General features: G+C 44.4%; 15 protein-coding genes and 1 pseudogene. 10 read left to right on the forward strand and 6 right to left on the reverse strand.

Features of this window, described 5'->3' with window-relative positions; all coding sequences use genetic code 11:
* Positions 1-8: 8 nt before the first annotated feature.
* The 6 genes and pseudogenes from V5G28_RS17110 to V5G28_RS17135 form a co-directional block, all read left to right on the forward strand.
* Positions 9-1,266: pseudogene (locus tag V5G28_RS17110) on the forward strand (chorismate-binding protein); the annotation flags it as partial.
* 145 nt (positions 1,267-1,411) lie between these two features.
* A complete protein-coding gene (gene pipX / locus V5G28_RS17115; protein WP_073632721.1) occupies positions 1,412-1,690 on the forward strand; it encodes a transcriptional coactivator PipX in 279 nt (92 codons plus the stop codon).
* Positions 1,687-2,361, forward strand: coding sequence for a YggS family pyridoxal phosphate-dependent enzyme (locus tag V5G28_RS17120; RefSeq protein WP_332994130.1), 675 nt, complete (start codon positions 1,687-1,689; stop codon positions 2,359-2,361). Before pipX ends, V5G28_RS17120 begins: the two co-directional genes overlap by 4 nt.
* Before the next feature lie 401 nt (positions 2,362-2,762).
* Positions 2,763-3,353, forward strand: coding sequence for a cell division protein SepF (locus V5G28_RS17125; protein ID WP_096568950.1), 591 nt, complete (start codon positions 2,763-2,765; stop codon positions 3,351-3,353).
* 235 nt (positions 3,354-3,588) lie between these two features.
* Positions 3,589-4,401 (forward strand): pyrroline-5-carboxylate reductase, encoded by an 813-nt coding sequence (gene proC, locus V5G28_RS17130; protein WP_096568947.1) that lies wholly within the window; start codon positions 3,589-3,591, stop codon positions 4,399-4,401.
* A gap of 174 nt (positions 4,402-4,575) precedes the next feature.
* Positions 4,576-7,251, forward strand: a complete 2,676-nt coding sequence (locus tag V5G28_RS17135) for a DEAD/DEAH box helicase (RefSeq protein WP_332994135.1) — start codon at positions 4,576-4,578, stop codon at positions 7,249-7,251.
* 110 nt (positions 7,252-7,361) lie between these two features.
* On the opposite strand, the gene V5G28_RS17140 is transcribed toward V5G28_RS17135, so the two are convergent.
* Positions 7,362-7,733, reverse strand: a complete 372-nt coding sequence (locus V5G28_RS17140) for a hypothetical protein (RefSeq protein WP_332994138.1) — start codon at positions 7,731-7,733, stop codon at positions 7,362-7,364.
* Positions 7,734-9,046: 1,313 nt separating this feature from the next.
* Positions 9,047-10,495 carry an MFS transporter gene (locus tag V5G28_RS17145; RefSeq protein WP_332994141.1) on the reverse strand — a complete coding sequence of 483 codons (1,449 nt, stop codon included), beginning with the start codon at positions 10,493-10,495 and terminating at the stop codon, positions 9,047-9,049.
* Positions 10,496-10,605: 110 nt separating this feature from the next.
* On the opposite strand from V5G28_RS17145, the gene V5G28_RS17150 reads away from it, so the two are divergent.
* A complete protein-coding gene (locus V5G28_RS17150; RefSeq protein WP_332994143.1) occupies positions 10,606-10,884 on the forward strand; it encodes a hypothetical protein in 279 nt (92 codons plus the stop codon).
* Positions 10,885-11,485: 601 nt separating this feature from the next.
* Here V5G28_RS17150 and V5G28_RS17155 read toward each other — a convergent pair.
* The gene (locus V5G28_RS17155; protein ID WP_332994145.1) at positions 11,486-11,974 is read right to left on the reverse strand and encodes a DUF4174 domain-containing protein; all 489 of its coding nucleotides are present in this window, start codon (positions 11,972-11,974) and stop codon (positions 11,486-11,488) included.
* Positions 11,975-12,178: 204 nt separating this feature from the next.
* On the opposite strand from V5G28_RS17155, the gene V5G28_RS17160 reads away from it, so the two are divergent.
* Positions 12,179-13,396, forward strand: a complete 1,218-nt coding sequence (locus V5G28_RS17160; RefSeq protein ID WP_332994146.1) for a glycosyltransferase family 4 protein — start codon at positions 12,179-12,181, stop codon at positions 13,394-13,396.
* Positions 13,397-13,819: 423 nt separating this feature from the next.
* On the opposite strand, the gene V5G28_RS17165 is transcribed toward V5G28_RS17160, so the two are convergent.
* Positions 13,820-14,335: a pentapeptide repeat-containing protein gene (locus tag V5G28_RS17165; RefSeq protein ID WP_332994149.1), complete on the reverse strand. Its 516-nt coding sequence runs from the start codon at positions 14,333-14,335 to the stop codon at positions 13,820-13,822.
* A 14-nt stretch (positions 14,336-14,349) separates the two neighbouring features.
* Between V5G28_RS17165 and V5G28_RS17170 the strand changes: the two genes are divergently transcribed.
* Positions 14,350-14,856 carry a YraN family protein gene (locus V5G28_RS17170; RefSeq protein ID WP_332994152.1) on the forward strand — a complete coding sequence of 169 codons (507 nt, stop codon included), beginning with the start codon at positions 14,350-14,352 and terminating at the stop codon, positions 14,854-14,856.
* 175 nt (positions 14,857-15,031) lie between these two features.
* Here V5G28_RS17170 and V5G28_RS17175 read toward each other — a convergent pair whose 3' ends face one another.
* Positions 15,032-15,421 (reverse strand): hypothetical protein, encoded by a 390-nt coding sequence (locus tag V5G28_RS17175; protein ID WP_332994158.1) that lies wholly within the window; start codon positions 15,419-15,421, stop codon positions 15,032-15,034.
* A gap of 240 nt (positions 15,422-15,661) precedes the next feature.
* Here V5G28_RS17175 and queA point away from each other — a divergent pair, with 240 nt between their 5' ends.
* Positions 15,662-16,840, forward strand: a complete 1,179-nt coding sequence (queA, locus tag V5G28_RS17180; protein ID WP_332994154.1) for a tRNA preQ1(34) S-adenosylmethionine ribosyltransferase-isomerase QueA — start codon at positions 15,662-15,664, stop codon at positions 16,838-16,840.
* A gap of 46 nt (positions 16,841-16,886) precedes the next feature.
* On the opposite strand, the gene V5G28_RS17185 is transcribed toward queA, so the two are convergent.
* Positions 16,887-17,544, reverse strand: a 658-nt coding sequence (locus V5G28_RS17185) for an RNA-guided endonuclease InsQ/TnpB family protein (RefSeq protein ID WP_332994156.1), incomplete at its 5' end; no start/stop codon positions are given.

Below are 17,544 nucleotides of genomic sequence, written 5' to 3' on the forward strand. Positions count from 1 at the left end.
TGGGGTGAGGTTACGACATTGCATGGGAAATTGAACAGCTACCGCGTTCCAAATACGATACTCTGCCGTTTCCAGTTGCTTTTTGGTACGAACCCGATTGTTTTACCATCTTAGATCACTGGGAGCAAATTCTTTGGCTAGCCGCCAGTAACTTTGCTCGATTGGATGAGTTGGAGAACAAGCTGCAACGACAACATCACCAGGAAAAAATCTTTCCCTCATCCCCCTCCTCATCCCCCATTCCCTCATCCCCCCATCTCCCCATTTCTGGACTTCTCAAGAGGGAGTATGAAGCGCTTGTAAAGCGTGCCAAATACATTCAAGCTGGAGACATCTTTCAGGCGAATCTTTCACTACGGTTTGAAGCACAGACTGCTGCTTCTGGTTGGGGAAATTTATGGTGCTTTGCAGCAGATAAATCCTTCTCCTTTTGCAAGCTATTGGCAAACCCCTTGGGGAGAGGTTATGAGCTGTTCTCCAGAAAGGTTGGTGCAATTACAAAGATGTCCAGACGGGAAATTGCACGTCTCGACAAGACCGATTGCTGGGACGCGATCGCGTGGGATCACTCCAAACAGCGATCAAGAACTAGCACAAGATTTGCTCAGCAGTACCAAAGAACGCGCTGAACATATTATGTTAGTTGACCTAGAACGCAACGATTTAGGGCGAGTGTGCGAATGGGGAAGTGTTGCTGTTGACGAATTGCTAACAATTGAGCGTTACAGCCACGTTATGCACCTTGTCAGCAACATCAAAGGTAGCTTAAAATCTGATTGCAACGCCGTTGACTTGATTCGCGCCATGTTCCCTGGTGGCACGATCACAGGTTGCCCTAAAGTCCGCTGCATGGAAATTATTGAAGAACTAGAACCGATGCGGCGTAGTTTGTTCTATGGTTCCTGCGGTTATTTAGATTGGCGGGGTAACTTAGACTTAAATATCTTGATCCGCACCCTGCTATTATCTCCCTCTACTGGAGGAGACAGGGGGGATAAGGTAGACTTGGAGACAAGGAAGACAATAAGGAATTCTCCTGTGTTTCCCCATCTCACGACTCCCCACACCCGTACGGGCGCAACGCCTTGTCCTACAACCCCCACTTCCTACTCTCTACTTAACACCGTTTGGGGACAGGTTGGAGCAGGTATTGTTGCAGATAGCGATCCCGAGAGAGAATGGTATGAGTCTTTGCACAAAGCGCAAGCACAACTTAAGGCACTGACAATGGTTATGACTCAACAGTGCATCAGTCCTGAATCCTGAGTTTGTAGTTCAGAGCTATTAACTGATGACTCTTGGTTTAGGGCTTTTTAGGATTTTCAGTCAAGATTTTGGCGAAATGTGTCCATGATCGTCAAAATTTTTCTATTCAACTGCAAAAATATTTATACTCATCCCTCGATATTAAATGAACTCAGACAACTCGGAAACTTACATAAATCATCCAACTTGGGGTTTGCTCTATAGGATTTGTATGGTAGATGAGAACCAAGAGTTGTTCACAACACTGTATGCTCAACGCTTATTCTTTTTAGTAGCAAGTGACGTTAAAGGTATGAAGTTCCAGCCTATTGGACGTACTGAGGCTAGAATGATGCTGGAAAATCGCTTGCGTAATCTGCGCCGTACAGGACAATCTCAGGAGTACGATCAGCTTCAGAGTGTTTTCCAACGCACCTTCCAATGAGCAGTTCGATTCACGAACGTATTATCGCCCTTCGTTCCTCCCTACCAGATTCAGTCCGGTTAATTGCTGTTACCAAGCAAGTATCCCCTGAAGCCATGCGCTGTGCTTATGCTGCAGGAATTCGGGATTTTGGTGAGAGTCGCATCCAAGAAGCAGCTAGCAAACAGGCTCAGTTGCAAGACTTATCAGATTTGACTTGGCACTTTATTGGACATTTGCAAAGCAATAAAGCCAAAAAAGTCATCGAACAATTCCAATGGATTCACTCTGTAGATAATTTGAAGCTCGCTCAACGCTTAAACCAATTGGCGCAACAGTTACAAGTGAGTCCTCAGGTTTGTCTGCAAGTCAAAATCCTCAGCGATCCTAACAAGTCGGGTTGGAGCATATCACAACTCTTAGCTGACTTAAGCGCCCTAAATGAATGTAAAAATTTACAAATTCAGGGTTTGATGACAATCCCACCTTTGGGACTGAATGATTCAGAGACTCTAAATGTGTTCAATGGCACCCATGAACTCGCAAAAGAGATCCAAGAACAAAACTGGTCTCACATTCAAATGCAACACCTTTCAATGGGAATGTCAGGGGATTACAAACTGGCAGTGCAAGCGGGTGCAACAATGGTGAGATTAGGAACTATCTTGTTTGGAGAGCGTTTACTCCTTTAGCTAGGCAAACAGAGAAGTTTAGGAGTTCAAATGTCATATAAATGACATTTCTTACTGAAATTTTGAACTTCTAAACTCCTTATAAAATTTTGTAGAGAAAAAATTAAGAACATACTGGTTCAATCGGTCACAAAGGATATAGTATTGACAAAAGTAAAAGTAAACAGAATATTGGGGGAAAGCACTTCCCCAAGCCCAGTGGTTAAGATATAATCTTGACTCATTGTTGCATAGAAAACATATACAGGTCTTACCAGGAGCGTTTGTTCAAACAAAAACCTGTAGGACATAGTACAAATAGCCAAAAAATTGCTGAATCGTCTTGTCTTTGCAGGGGTAAAAATTAATTGGATTAGTTTTTGCCATATTGGTTAAAGTGATTGGGACTAGGAGCGTAAACCATGAACAATATTTTTTCTAAACTGAGAGACTTCGTAGGTCTAAATGAGCAAGTAGAATACGAATATTATGAAGAAGAACCTGATACAGAAAATTACCAAAATGTGTATCAGGAACAAAATGCTCAAGGGGCACAGCAAGAAGCTGCTGCTCAAAATCGACGGTGGCGTGAACCCATGAATACAATGGGAGATGTAAGTGCAGCGGGATCAAAGCCGATGAGTAATGTTATTGGTATGCCAGGAGCAATAAATGGAATCTCAGAAGTATTGGTGCTAGAACCACGCACCTTTGAAGAAATGCCCCAAGCCATTCAAGCGTTGCGAGAGCGCAAGTCAGTAGTATTAAATTTGACAATAATGGATCCGGATCAAGCACAACGTGCCGTAGATTTTGTAGCGGGTGGCACTTACGCACTTGATGGACACCAAGAACGCATCGGCGAAAGCATATTTTTGTTTACACCAAGCTGCGTGCAAGTTAGCACTCAGTCAGGAGTTCTTCATGAAGTACCTCAACCTACAGTGCGTCCTACACGTTCCACAGGACCAAACCCAGCCTGGGGAAATGATGGTAACAGGATGGCACAATAAATATAAATTAGTGATAAGTCAAGAGTCAAGAGTCTAAAGTCCAAAGACATTGACTCTTGACTTTTGAATTTTGAACGCCAGTCGCCGTGACAGTTAGAAACCCCTATGGCTAACGCAACGCCTTACGGCGAACGGGTATGCGCAAAGCGCACGCAATCATGCGTTCGCCAGTTGCCGTGAGAGCGGGAAACCCTCCAAAGGGCACTGTCTCGTCTTGAGTTATGACTTATGAGTAATGACTACTAAATTTGGCTTGATTGGTGGCGGGGTAATGGGAGAAGCGCTCTTATCCCGCCTTATAGCTCGAAAAATTTACCAACCATCAGAAGTCCTAGTTAGTGAACCGCAAACCTCACGACAAAGTTTTCTGGAAGACGAATACGGAGTTGGGATCACAGCGGATAATCGTGTGGTTTTTACGCCAACAACAGAAGTCGTGTTTTTGGCAGTGAAACCTCAGGTATTTAGTGCGATCGCCCAAGAATTGGCAGATGTCATCGCTGGCGATTCAAAACCTCTGATAATATCCATATTAGCAGGTGTGACTTTGAGTCAGTTAGAGGCGACTTTTGGACACTTACCAGTGATTCGGGCAATGCCTAACACACCAGCAACTGTAGGGGCGGGGATAACTGCGATATCTCCAGGTGCTTATACCAAACCAAGTCACCACGAAACTGCAAAGCAACTTTTTTCAGCGGTGGGAGAAGTAGTGGAAGTTTCAGAAAGCTTAATGGATGCGGTGACAGGATTATCAGGATCAGGTCCCGCTTACGTAGCACTGCTTGTGGAAGCGCTTGCTGATGGAGGAGTCGCAGCAGGGTTACCTAGGGCGATCGCCAATCAACTCGCCTTGCAAACTGTACTAGGAACAGCAAAGCTTTTACATGAAACCAAATTACACCCAGCAGAACTTAAAGATCGCGTCACCAGTCCAGGCGGTACGACAATTGCTGGGATTGCTCAACTAGAAAGAGCAGGGTTTCGCTCAGCTTTAATAGAAGCAGTCAAAGCAGCAACAGCGCGCTCCCAAGAATTGGGAAAGTGAGAAATTGGTGACTAGCGACTAGGGATTAGGTGTTTAATGAATGCTGAAATTTTTTGATGCGTAATGATTATTACCGAATCCCAAATGCCGAATCGCTAATAACTAATAACTAATAACTAAGTTGACAAAAGAGTCGTTAATATAGTAATCAGTTTTGGTTGCAAATGTGATTGAGTGAATTACCCTGCGCTGTCTCCAGAACTTGACCCAAGTTCTGTATTTCCTTTTCAACTGGATCAGTTCCAGAAAGATGCGATCGCTTCGCTGAATGCTGGAAGTTCCGTAGTGGTGTGTGCGCCCACCGGGTCGGGCAAAACATTAGTGGGGGAATACGCCATATATCGCGCCCTGTCGCGAAGAAAGAGAGTATTTTACACCACTCCCCTAAAGGCGCTCTCCAATCAGAAACTACGTGACTTTCGCGAAAAATTTGGCTTTGACCATGTTGGACTGTTAACTGGAGATGCCTCCATTAACCGAGATGCACCGATTCTGGTGATGACCACAGAAATTTTCCGTAATATGCTCTATGGCACACCGATAGGGCAAATCGGCATTTCATTAGTAGATGTTGACGCGGTGGTGCTAGATGAGTGCCATTACATGAACGACCGTCAACGGGGAACAGTTTGGGAAGAATCGATCATCTATTGTCCCCGTGAAATTCAACTTGTCGCCCTCTCAGCAACTGTTGCCAATAGTGGTGAACTCACCGACTGGTTAAATCAAGTTCACGGTCCTACCGACCTCATATACTCCGATCATCGCCCAGTGCCTTTGGAGTTTCATTTTGGCAATGTCAAAGGGTTATTTCCTCTGCTCAATGATGACAAAACCCAAATCAACCACCGTCTGTTGAAAAAGAGGAAAAAAGGAGATAAAGAAAAAAGCAAAGCTCATGTAAAAGCCGAGGCTCCCAGTATAATTCAGGTTTTGAGCCAGCTACAAGAACGGGATATGCTGCCAGCTATTTACTTCATCTTCAGCCGCCGGGGATGTGATAAATCCGTGGCGGATGTTGGTGATTTTCGGTTGGTGAATAACGAAGAAGCGCAGCAGTTGCGTCGGCAAATTGATGACTTTTTAACCCGCAATCCTGAAGCAGGACGTTCTGGACAGATTGCACCCTTGTACCGGGGAATAGCAGCACACCACGCCGGGATTTTACCTGCGTGGAAAGTGCTGGTCGAAGAACTCTTTCAGCAAGGGTTAATTAAAGTCGTGTTTGCCACCGAAACTCTAGCAGCTGGAATTAATATGCCAGCGCGGACAACGGTCATTTCCACCCTTTCCAAGCGTACCGATACCGGGCATCGCCTGTTGAATGCTTCGGAATTCCTGCAAATGGCGGGAAGGGCTGGTCGTAGGGGGATGGATGAACGGGGTCATGTGGTAACGCTGCAAACACCTTTTGAAGGAGCGAAAGAAGCGGCGTATTTGGCAACATCCAAAGCAGACCCTCTAGTCAGCCAGTTTACGCCAAGTTACGGCATGGTGCTAAACTTACTGCAAACCCATACGTTGGAACAAGCCAGGGAACTGATAGAACGCAGCTTTGGACAGTACTTGGCAACGTTGCACTTAAGACCGCAGTTCGAGTATGTAGCCCACTTGCAAACACAACTCGCCCAACTTCAAGCGCAAATCGCTGCTATTGACGAAGGCGAATTGGCTGTTTATGAGAAATTGCGGCAACGCCTGCGAGTCGAACGCCAGCTATTGAAAACACTGCAAGAGCAAGCACAGGATGCCCGACAAGAGGAATTGGGCATGATGTTAGACTTTGCAGTGTCGGGAACGCTTTTGAGCCTCAAGAGTAAAAACTTCACAATGCCTGCACCCATAACAGCGGTGTTAGTGGGGAAAACGCCAGCTTCTGCTCAAACTTGTTACCTGGTATGCTTAGGGCGAGATAACCGGTGGTATGTCACGACAGCCGCTGATGTCATGGATTTGTATGCAGAACTGCCGCGAATTGACCTGCCAGAGCACCTGGTAGCACCACCAGAGATACCTTTAAAACGGGGACAGTCGCTTCCTGGTAACGAGGAAACAGCAGCAATCGCCCAACAAATTCCCGATCCCACGGAAGCTGCATATATGGCTCCAGAAGTCGCAGAACAACTCAGTCGCGTTGTTGCTGTGCAAGAGCAATTAGAAGCTCACCCCCTGCATCAATCAGGCAATGCTAGCAATATTTTCAAACGCAGAACACAGGTTGCTGAACTTGAAGCCGAAATTCAACAGATGCAGGCACAAGTAGAGCAACAGTCGCAGCGCAATTGGGAAGAGTTTCTCAATTTAATTGAAATTTTGCAGTACTTTGAATGTCTAGATAACCTAGTTCCCACGCGGCTAGGGCAAATTGCTGCAGCGATTCGGGGAGAAAATGAATTGTGGTTGGGGTTAGCATTTGCCAGTGGAGAATTGGATAATTTAGATCCACATCATTTAGCAGCGGCGATCGCGGCTTTGGTGACAGAAACTCCACGTCCAGATAGCATGGTTCGCTTTGATCTGAGTGAGGAAGTGCTAGAAGGTTTGTCACGATTGCGGGGAATTCGCCGTAAGATGTTTCAGTTACAACGTCGTTATAATGTGGCTTTACCGATATGGTTAGAGTTTGAGTTAATAGCCTTAGTAGAACAGTGGGCGCTGGGTATGGAGTGGGTAGAACTTTGCGAAAATACCAGTTTGGATGAAGGTGATGTGGTGCGAATATTACGTCGAACCTTAGATTTACTGTCGCAAATTCCGCACGTACCGCATTTATCAAACTCCTTGCAGCGTAATGCCCATCGCGCTATGCAGCTGATTGATAGGTTCCCAGTCAATGAAGTGGTGGAATAAGTAAGGAGTTAGGAATTGGGAGTTTTCAGTCCTGAATCCTAAGTCCTAAAGACTGAACTTTTAGTTAAAAGTTAGTTAAAAGTTGCAATCATCGCGGCAAGGGAAAAACCTTAGTACACCAAGGTTCCAGTGCCGCGCAGTTCGCGTAAAGAGTTTATACAAGCTGGACAGTCGCAGCCAAACTTGGCGATCGCAGCATCACTTTCTTCTTCAGTAAATTCTACCGAAGCAATATTCTTAGCAGACTGCCCTGTGGTAACGGTTGATGCAGGTGTAGAAGGAGATTGTTGCTTTCTCTCTGAATCTCGGACGCACACTAACTTGTTGACAGCGTGAGGACTAACTATACAGGTTTGACCATTTTTGTGGATTAATCCCTGGGTAGGAGCAGCATGTGCGGGATGAATGGCTGCCAAAGTAGACATCAGCGATACAAAAATAGAGGAACTAGACAGCAAGTTAAGTATAAGTTTTCTGTTCATGGGTTTCCTTCGTGTCCTTAGCAAATTTTCCTGACCGCTAAGATAATCTAATTCACTGTTACAGGTCAAGAGACTTTTTATCAGGAATGCTAACAATTCTTCTTATTTTTTCAACCCAATAAACCTTTCCTTAGATAGCACAAAGCAAGCTAAATTTTCTTTCTACAATTTTGTCAAATTAAAGTTAATAAAAATGAGAATAATAACCATAAAGATTTGCTCATCTTGAGCGCCACTAGAGCCATGAAATAAGCTGTTGGACTTGTGTGCCAACTTTCAAACAATAAAGTAGACAACAAAGCGAGTCTTGGAACGCTAGGGGTTCCCAAGCAGCCCACGAATGAATTGGGGAGACAGTGCTTCGGAATTCACCTTCGTGCATCCAAACGGCAGTCCGCTTCAAACCCCTATCCAGCCAGTGTAAATTCATGCAGCAATTCTGACTCCTCTGGTTCTGATACCAAGTTGCGTTCATATATCTTACCCAAGTCTTGGCTTGTCTCCCTTCCCCCTTCAACAATTGATATCTTTGAACAAGAGTAATCAGAATTCTCTAACAAAATAAACCAATAACATCCAACAGCCAGTCTAGTTGACTCTTTGACCAAAATAGAGTGAGTCTATGATGCGCCGCATTCACCCTTAGCAACATTACTAAGGCAAACAAAACTAACATATCACTAACACTTAATAAGTGTATAACTATACTATTTCAAGTTCTTATAAAAGTTATACTAGTTTTTAGGTTCTACCTGGGAATTACTTAGAAGTGGCTTTGCCACTTCTTTTTTAAAACCTAAGGAAAAGATATAGCGGTTCGGGAGTTGAGTGCAAGACATCAAGAAATAAGAAGCACTCATGGGACACTCATGGGACACAGATAAATCATTAGTTTATCTACAAAAATGAAGTATAAAATACTTTATACTATCTTCTTGCTGCTTTCTTTTGTGCCTTGATGGCTTTGGTCTAAAAAGAAATCACCACAGATCAAGTCCAATTAAAGCCAAATCGCCTAGTGTAAGACCAACTTTTCACCCCAAAGGTTGTTCAATCTGACAAAATTGTTCAGTTTGCATGAAAGAAAAGTAAAGCTTGAAAACTAGTTCGTAGTAAGCGCTAAGCGCGTTCGCCCTTAACGGGCGCGCAGGCTAGACAGCGCTTACTACATACCGTTCAGCTGAGATCACGGCGAAGCCTTTAATTATTTACACCGACCTATTTAAAGAGTGTAGAGATGTGAGAGGTAGTTCAAACTAGCTACGCCCTCAACCCCAGGAATAAATCGCGGGCTTGCGGGCTTCGATAGTCGGTTAATCTACCCCAGCTGCAATTTCCACTGCTGAAAAGGACGCTTCTTGAGGCTTGAAGGCTATGATATTCTGCATCAGTTGCACAACAGACAGACTGCGCGGTTCTTGCACAAATACCAAGGGTAACAGAGCAAGCAATCGTAAAATAGCTGAAAGAGCAAATAATCCTGTTAAGCCAGCAATAATATCTAACCCAGCTATGTAGCCGCCAGCTGCTGAACCTAAACCACCGCACGTTCCAGCAACAGCTGCGGCGATCGCATAATATTGAGAAGGACGACTTGCTGATGCTATGGACATTTGAATATTAGTGATGGACAAGTCAATCGCTGCCCCAAAACCTCCACACAGTAAGTGTATGAGCGGTAGCCACACCCATACAGAAACTGAATCAGACCCAACAAACAGCCAGAATAAAGGTGTGAGCGCTATCACAATGCCGACTAACAACAGCAAGGGACGATTACCAATCCTGTCAGCTAACCTTCCCCAGAACACTAGCATGACTAAGTTCGCTCCAGCTACCAAACTGGTATAGAGTGTGACTGTGCCCAAATCCAAAGCCAAATCTTTCATCATGTAAAGATTGAAAAATGGTGCGCTCAGATTGATCGCAAACATCCACAATCCCAAATAAAGCAGAAACTTTAAGAAATTGATGTCTTGAAAAATATTAAGTTTTTCAGGTTGGTTACGAGTTGTTTTCTGTTGTTGGGGCTTTGCTTTGCTATGTTCGATTATTTGTGGATTGACATCCGTCATCCAAAACTGGCACGCCAAACTCAACAGCCCAATGACAACTCCTAATAATAACAGCACACCGTAACCTTGGATTGAGCCACCGGGCCAAGCTGAGATGGCAAAACCGAGAAGTGGCACACAAACAAGATTAGTCAAACTCGCGGCACTATTGCGAATTCCAAAATACCGACCTCGTAAGCGTTGGGGAACCAAAGCAGCCATCCAGCTAAACCAGGCACAACTTCCTAAAGCTCCTAAGATATTGGTAATTAGGATAATTCCCAATGTCCAAGTGACAAGTTCGTGTGAAGCAGTATTAGACCACCCCAACCACCCAATGCCCCCGACTAAAATCAGCCACAGTAGTCTCGAAGGTGCAAAAATTGCTAAAATGTACCAATGGCGACTTTTCATGCTATCGGCAATATACGCTCCCAGTGGTTGCAGAAAATTTACCAGCATGGGAATTGACGACAGCAAACCAATTTCGACTGGGGTGGCACCTAGCTGGAGTAAAAAGTTAATCAGCAATACTCCGCCAGTGATATTGGAAAAAATAGTCGCTAACACACCATCAATAGTAGATGCCTTCAGGCTTGTCCTTGTGGCTTGCTTAGAAATTTTGGGCGGTGCGTCAGTCTTGATGATTGGTGCAGATGCAGCCTGGGGTTCTAGTACTTCTAAAACTGGGGAAGATAAGATGTTCACTATAGTTAGATTAAGGTATTAAGTTGGACAAGCAAGTACTGAAAGACCAGTGTTAGTGGTCGTAACCTGAGAATAATCTGGCTCTTAAGATTTACATAAGAGTCAGCGGAATGATAGATTTATCAATCTCTGGAAACAAAATAAAAGATAAAATTCCATCCAATAATAAGATGCAGACCGTAGCTATTTACGGCTACTTAAGCTATGAGAAGTCTGGAGCTACGAAGACGCAACAGCCAAAAGTATGTTGTTTACTCAGTAGATGCAGCCTTATGACTTCATGCAGCGTTGCTGAAGTATTGGCTGAAAAACCTACAGGATACCAAACTATGTTTTCCCTCTGGTGCTTGCTTCAAACAGGATTAGATGGAATTGTCAAAAAATTTTAATTGATGCCTTTTGCATCATTTTTCTGATAACTGCACTCTTGTACTCCTATCCCACTAGAAGAATACCTAATTTTTTAACGTTCGCCTAGCGTGCGCCCTTGGCGCATACCGCCAAAAACGCTTTAGACGCGCAGCATAATGGCGCAGGCTAGAACGCCAACGAGGAGTAAAGAAGAATAAACAGGTAATCTTATAGTGGCAAGGTAGTAGGACACATAAGTAAGGGTTTATTTTCCATTAAATGAAAAAGTAGTTACCCTAAATGAGTGGCGAAGAGAAGGAATCAGTAAGTGTTACGAATGTGTACAACTACTTTTCATTTCTATTTAAAAATTTAATTTTTATTTCTTTATTTATAATAATAGTGCAATTTGAGGAATGACAAACAACAATATTTTCTATGGTAAAACTAAAAATGACCTGTCGATGGCTATAGGTTAGGTGCGGTGATCTCAGCAAACTGATCGCCCCCCTGTTTGAGGGCTGATGTGAGTTCTATGAGATAGCTGCTTTCCAAGCAATGGCAGATCATACCAGAGTAGGTTAGCGAGTCCTGATTCGACGTTGACTTGCAGTTGCAAGAACAAGCAGTAGTCAACTTCTAGCTACCTCGTTTTTGCATTTCCTGCTGTCGCATAGGCATAGCATCGATTTGCTCAAAAATGGCTTTGGCTTGGACAGGAGTCGTTTGACGACGCTTGACGCCGCCGTCTTTACCAACCAAAATGACGCGGAAATCTTGAGCGCCAACTTGAAGGCGATCCCGCAGCTTAGCAGCTGAAGAAGGATCTATTTGCTGTGACTTTGCATAACTGTTTCCATCTGTCAAGACTTCAACGAGAATCAAATCTCGCTCAACAAAAGCTGATTTGTGTCCTTGGAATTTTTGCATCTGCTGTTGATAACCAGGGTTGTTGCTGGAGGGAGCAAAGACTAGCAACACTCGGTTTTTCCATTTTTGCGAACTCAGGTTAAATGAGGGCATCATAGCAGTATGATTGGGTGCAGCTTGGGCATACGTAGATGTACTTGCTGGCAGTAGGATAAAAAATGCCAGTAAGGGGAGAGTAATCAGTGCTGACTTATTCACAATCGAACTCTTCCTAACGCTGAGGGGTGAAAAATGACTTCATATCTACAAGTCCCCTTTTAAGGTATCATCAATTCTTCAGAATCTTCCTCTATCGATCATAAAACAAGGGCAAAGAAAACCTTTGAGATTAAAAAAGGTTAAAATCTAGGTGTTTATTTGGGGTGCAATGAACATATATTTGCTGAACTTTGCAAACCTATCATGCGAATTTTATTCGTCTCTATTCACTTTCCTAGTGATTTAAGCACTTGTACCCAAGGTGTATACAAACGGATGTCACTGTTTATTGATGCCATCAAAGAGATTGGTGAAATAGACATGTTGTTTTTTGTGCCACCGGAAACACAAGTTTCTCCAGACGCGATCGCCCAAACAGAACGTAACTTTTCTCAACACTGGCAAACAAAGATTAACCTATTTCTTTGCCCCAAAGAGGAACAGAACTCACTCCCCAATTGGCGACAGCAGTGGGACGGCATTTTCAACTTTTTCAAACAGTCAGACTTTTTCATATCGCCGCAGCAGATGCAAGCACTTGAGAAATGTTTGAGCCGAAAACCAGATGCGGTATTTGTGCATCGACTGTCATCAATGAGTGCTTTCATGCAGGTACAGCAACCTCTACCACCTGTTTTTCTTGATTTGGATGATATTGAACATATCAGTTTTATGCGCCAAATTCGGCAGCCACCCACTGGGCTAGCAACGCAGCTGTATTACTTGCAAGTACCTGCGCGTTTTTGGGGTGAGATGCAAGCGATTCGTAAGGCGCGTTGCTCGTTTGTTTGTTCAAGCGGCGATCGCCGCTATCTGACAAAACGCTTAGGATTGCCTAATGTTGTGACTGTACCCAACGCAATTGCGATTCCAGAACAACAACCGATTGCACAAGAACCCACTTTGCTGTTAATAGGAGGCTACAACTATTTTCCCAACATGAACGCCGCCAACTTTCTCATCGAACGAGTGTGGACTGAGATCTATAAAGCCATACCGGATGCTCGGTTAATCATTGCAGGACCTTATCCGCAAAATATTCGCAGCTACAACAAAAAAGTTCCAGGTGTTGAGTTTCCTGGATTTGTGGATGATATAGATGCGCTTTATCAGAACTCTCGTGTGGTGTGCTGTCCGATCTTTTCCGGAGGAGGAACGCGAGTCAAAATGATTGAAGCCGCTGCTTATGGCAAACCAATTGTCGCAACGAGCATCGGCGCAGAAGGATTGGAAATGAAGGATGGACAGGAATTTTTGATGCGCGATCGTCCGAAAGCTTTTGCCCAAGCATGCTTGGAACTGTTGCGCAATGATGATTTGTGCAAGCGCTTGGGTGATGCTGCTCGTGCAGCGGCGATCCGCCATTACGATCGCATCAATATTGTGCAACAAATTAAGCAGCAGATCCAGTCTCAACTATAGGGGTTCTGGGCTGTATGCACCACAAGGTAGGGGCACAGCCATGCGTGTCAACTTAAGATGAAAGTCAGTAAGTGACCATGCTTTGAGAGATTGCCTTGTTCCCAGTCAGAGGCTTAGAATACCATTGGAAGGCTCTGCCTTGCTTAGTACAAAATTGCATAAGTTCGTAACTCTTTTAAACGCGGAGGAACGCGGAGGAACGCGCAGCGAAAAGTTCTGCAGGAGGGTTTCCCTCCGTAGGAAACTTTTCAAGACAAAGGGACGCAGAGTCTGGCCAAATTTAATCCGCTACGAATTAATGAAACACTGTACTTAGTTGCGGTAGAGCCGCTTCAAGGGCATTTCCTGCTTAGACCTGGAAATGAGATTTTAGAAGGGTTTTGGCTTAAGTTTTCTAACCCCACAATTAAATTTTGTTACTGTTTATGGACAAAACAAAGTATCGCGGGTGTCGCGCCCTGTCGTTGGGTTAGTACCTTTGGCTACCTTGCACAATTTATCTTGCTCATCCCTACGCAGCAGCACATCAGTAAAATCTGCTCCGTCAATAATCGCACCATCAAATTTGGCGTTAGCAGCGAAAGCGCCCTCCAACACCGCATTTGTCAAATTTGCTTTGATGAGACGAGCCGAGTCTAAAGTCGCATTTGTGAGATTAGCCCCCTCAAGATCTGCTGATTCCAGATTTGCAGCAAAGAAGCTGACACCGCTTAAATTAGCGTTGCTGAAGTTGCTGCTGCGGAGATTAGCATGAGAAAAGCTAGAGTCTGTTAAATCACGTCCTGAGAAACCAGCTTCTATCAAACTTTCTTTGTTGTAGTCAAGTGCTAAAGCTTCTGGCGCAAAACCTGCAAAACCTAGAGATACAGTGATGCAAATCACAACACAAAGCAATAAATTGAGTATGCTTACGCACATCTGATACCTTAACTTACTCATCGTACTTTTTGCTAATGGCACATCCTCCATATCATTATCCCGATATAGGTATCGCAGGAGAAGACCTGGTAGCCCAATGGTTACAATCGAATGGTTGGGTGATTTTGCACCGTCGATGGCGTTACCGACAAGGAGAAATCGACATCATTGCCGAATACGATGGGGAAGCAGGAGAAGACAAAGGCACAAGCAGACAAAAAGACTTGGGAAAAGCTTCCTCATCTCCCGTTTTGGCATTTGTCGAAGTCAAAACTCGTACCCAAGGAAATTGGGATGCAGGAGGAAGAAACGCCCTCACAAAACAGAAGCAAACAAAACTGTGGCATACAGCCCTGATGTTTTTAGCTAAATATCCTGAGAAGGCAGACTACCCTTGCCGATTTGATGTCGCTATTGTATGCTATCAACCGTCACAAGAGTTACTTGGGGTGACAATTGCCCAAGAAGCCATAGTCACTTCATCAGTGGGCGGACACTCATTGGTGTTACAGGAATACATTAGGGCGGCTTTTGATACTTAAATCAATAAAAAATTCGCTGTTCACTCCTCTGTAGAGCTTCTACTAGCGATTCAAGTCCATATTCATGTGATTTAGAGCCAACGGTAAACAGTAATCGGTAAAGGAGAAAATACCTCAATTACCAATTACTGCTTACCATAATCTTTAACATAGCAGGGGTTAAAACTTGAAGGAATCACGCCAGCGTTTCTGGACAATAGCCCAATCCCCTGACGAACTGTTGCCGGAAGGCCTCTATTTCCTCTTTTTCCGGTTTACCATGAGAGACAATCGCGACTTGGTAGCGACGCATAACGTCAACTGGACACTGTCCCGCTTCCAAACTCCAAAGTGCCATTTGGACTCGCATCGGCGGCTCGTAGCTAATTCCTAATTCACTTAAGAAAGCCCGAATATTGCCGTCCTCTTGAGGCGAGAGGTGACGCTTTAGTTTGACCCTAACCACCCAACCATCAATCTGATGAATTACGGTGAGGAACGAAACAGGTATTTGGGGTTTAGCGTGCAAAAATTCAACAACCCTCAGAGTTAGACTGGCATTTGCCAGGTAATACAAGTATTCCATCTTGGTGCTTGGGATCAAAGCCAATCGTACATCCTTATTATTCGTATACAGACCCCTGTACCCGCTAGGGTAAAAGCCCCCGTTTTTAGATGGGGAGGTTTACCCAATTTTTATAAAGGTGTTTGCGTGTTATTTTCCAGCATCCAGATCAAAGCCACAGAAACTCATTGAGCGTTGATCCCCGATAGTTCTCTATCAAGAGCAGCTAAAACCTCGTTATTTGATAAAGTTCATATATCAATGCAGCAACAACGAACAAAAAGCAATTTAAACACAAAATCTAGCCATAAGAAGGAAGACGTGGAATTAGAGAGTTGTATATCTGGGTATGACTATGAATTACCTCAAGAACTCATTGCCCAAAATCCAGTAGTTCCTAGAGATAGTTCCAAACTTTTGCTAGTAAATTCTCCTAGTACAGGTACAAACACGGCACCCCTACACCATATTTTCCGAGATTTGCCAGAGCTTCTGTATCCAGGAGATTTACTGGTAATGAATAATACAAAAGTTCTTCCGGCGCGGCTGTATGGTTGTAAATCCACTGGCGCGGAGATAGAGGTGCTGCTGTTAGAGGAGCAAAAGCATAATTGTTGGTTAGCCCTAGTCAAGCCAGGGAAACGTTTTAAAGCGGGAGCAAAGATTATTTTTGAAGCAAGGGGAGTAGGAGAAAATAAGGGAGGAACATCCTCCTCATCTTCCCCACCTTTGCTGACTGCTACAGTTCTAGAAACAGACGAGGCGACTGGTGGGCGTCTGTTGCAATTTGATTTGCCAGATGGGATGTCCTTAGTGCAATTGTTGGATGTATTTGGAGAAGTCCCTCTACCGCCTTACATCACTGCGTCTGATGCCCAAAACGAACAGTATCAGACGGTTTATGCGAAAACTCCAGGAGCCGTCGCAGCTCCCACAGCAGGGCTTCACTTTACAACAGAATTACTAGAGCGGTTGCGCGATCGCGGAATTCATCAAGCTTTTGTGACATTACACGTTGGCGTGGGGACATTTCGCCCTGTGGAAGTGGAGGACATAAAAACTCACAAAATGCATGAAGAATGGATTGAAGTGCCTTCATCAACGGTAGAGCAAATTCGCGCCACTCAGGCATCTGGTGGTCGGATTATTGCTGTGGGTACAACAGTAGTAAGAGCATTAGAAGGAGCCGCCGCCAAAGGCGAGTTGCAACCATTTTGTGGCAAAACCAACTTGTTTATTTACCCAGGCTACCAATGGCGCGTCGTAGAGGGCTTGATTACCAATTTTCACCTACCGCGTTCTAGTTTGCTCATGTTGGTGAGTGCTTTAATTGGTCGGCAACGTTTGTTAAATATATATCAGGAAGCGATCGCATCTCGATACCGCTTTTATTCCTTTGGCGATGCAATGTTAATTTTGCCAGAAGCACGAAACAAGTGACATCCTCCCCCACCAAATCAAAGATTATGGTGGGGGCTTCCCCAAGTCACCTTGAGGATTTCCTGGTTTTTCCATTACGGGATTTCGACACTTGCCTAAACTGATTTTCACCAGTCCCCGGTAGTTCGTCTGCACAGGCAGTTTCCGTTCCGCCGAGTCCCGGCGTACTAATGAGGGCTATGCCTCGATTTCTAATGTTTTGACCTGCGGCGATATCTCTATCTGTTGTATATCCACAATGAGGGCAACAATGGATTCTGACGCTAAGATCTTTTTTTACTTCACCACTACATTCGGGGCATTGCTGAGAAGTACCCCTCGCATCGACTTCACTGAAAAACTTCCCACGCTTCCAGCACACATACTTGACGATGGCTCTAAACTGACCGAACGCAGCATCAAGCATATGTTTTCCAAACATTCCTTTGGCACTGGTGCGGTAATCTAGGTCTTCCATGAAAACCATATCTCCAGCGTCACAAAGGGCATGGGCTTGCTTGTAGTGAAAGTCTTTCCTTGTATTGTCAATTTGATGATGAAGTCGAGCAACTTTAAGACGCTGTTTCTCGTAGTTTTTAGACCGTTGTTGTTTCCTACCCAGTCTGCGTTGCAGCAATTTCAGCTCGCTTTGCAACTGTTTAAAAAACTTCGGCGGCTTTACGAGTACACCATCACTGGTTGCCAAAAACTTTTCTAGCCCAATA

Origin of the sequence: Scytonema sp. PRP1 (assembly GCF_036697665.2) — a bacterium.
Classification (GTDB): domain Bacteria; phylum Cyanobacteriota; class Cyanobacteriia; order Cyanobacteriales; family Nostocaceae; genus Kalymmatonema; species Kalymmatonema gypsitolerans.

What these genes read in the sequence shown, in the direction of transcription:
- pipX (WP_073632721.1), top strand. Translation starts at nt 1,412, where the DNA reads ATGAACTCAGACAACTCGGAAACTTACATAAATCATCCAACTTGGGGT.
- V5G28_RS17120 (WP_332994130.1), top strand. Translation starts at nt 1,687, where the DNA reads ATGAGCAGTTCGATTCACGAACGTATTATCGCCCTTCGTTCCTCCCTA.
- V5G28_RS17125 (WP_096568950.1), top strand. Translation starts at nt 2,763, where the DNA reads ATGAACAATATTTTTTCTAAACTGAGAGACTTCGTAGGTCTAAATGAG.
- proC (WP_096568947.1), top strand. Translation starts at nt 3,589, where the DNA reads ATGACTACTAAATTTGGCTTGATTGGTGGCGGGGTAATGGGAGAAGCG.
- V5G28_RS17140 (WP_332994138.1), bottom strand. Translation starts at nt 7,733, where the DNA reads ATGAACAGAAAACTTATACTTAACTTGCTGTCTAGTTCCTCTATTTTT.
- V5G28_RS17150 (WP_332994143.1), top strand. Translation starts at nt 10,606, where the DNA reads ATGATAGATTTATCAATCTCTGGAAACAAAATAAAAGATAAAATTCCA.
- V5G28_RS17160 (WP_332994146.1), top strand. Translation starts at nt 12,179, where the DNA reads ATGCGAATTTTATTCGTCTCTATTCACTTTCCTAGTGATTTAAGCACT.
- V5G28_RS17165 (WP_332994149.1), bottom strand. Translation starts at nt 14,335, where the DNA reads ATGAGTAAGTTAAGGTATCAGATGTGCGTAAGCATACTCAATTTATTG.
- V5G28_RS17170 (WP_332994152.1), top strand. Translation starts at nt 14,350, where the DNA reads ATGGCACATCCTCCATATCATTATCCCGATATAGGTATCGCAGGAGAA.
- V5G28_RS17175 (WP_332994158.1), bottom strand. Translation starts at nt 15,421, where the DNA reads ATGGAATACTTGTATTACCTGGCAAATGCCAGTCTAACTCTGAGGGTT.
- queA (WP_332994154.1), top strand. Translation starts at nt 15,662, where the DNA reads ATGCAGCAACAACGAACAAAAAGCAATTTAAACACAAAATCTAGCCAT.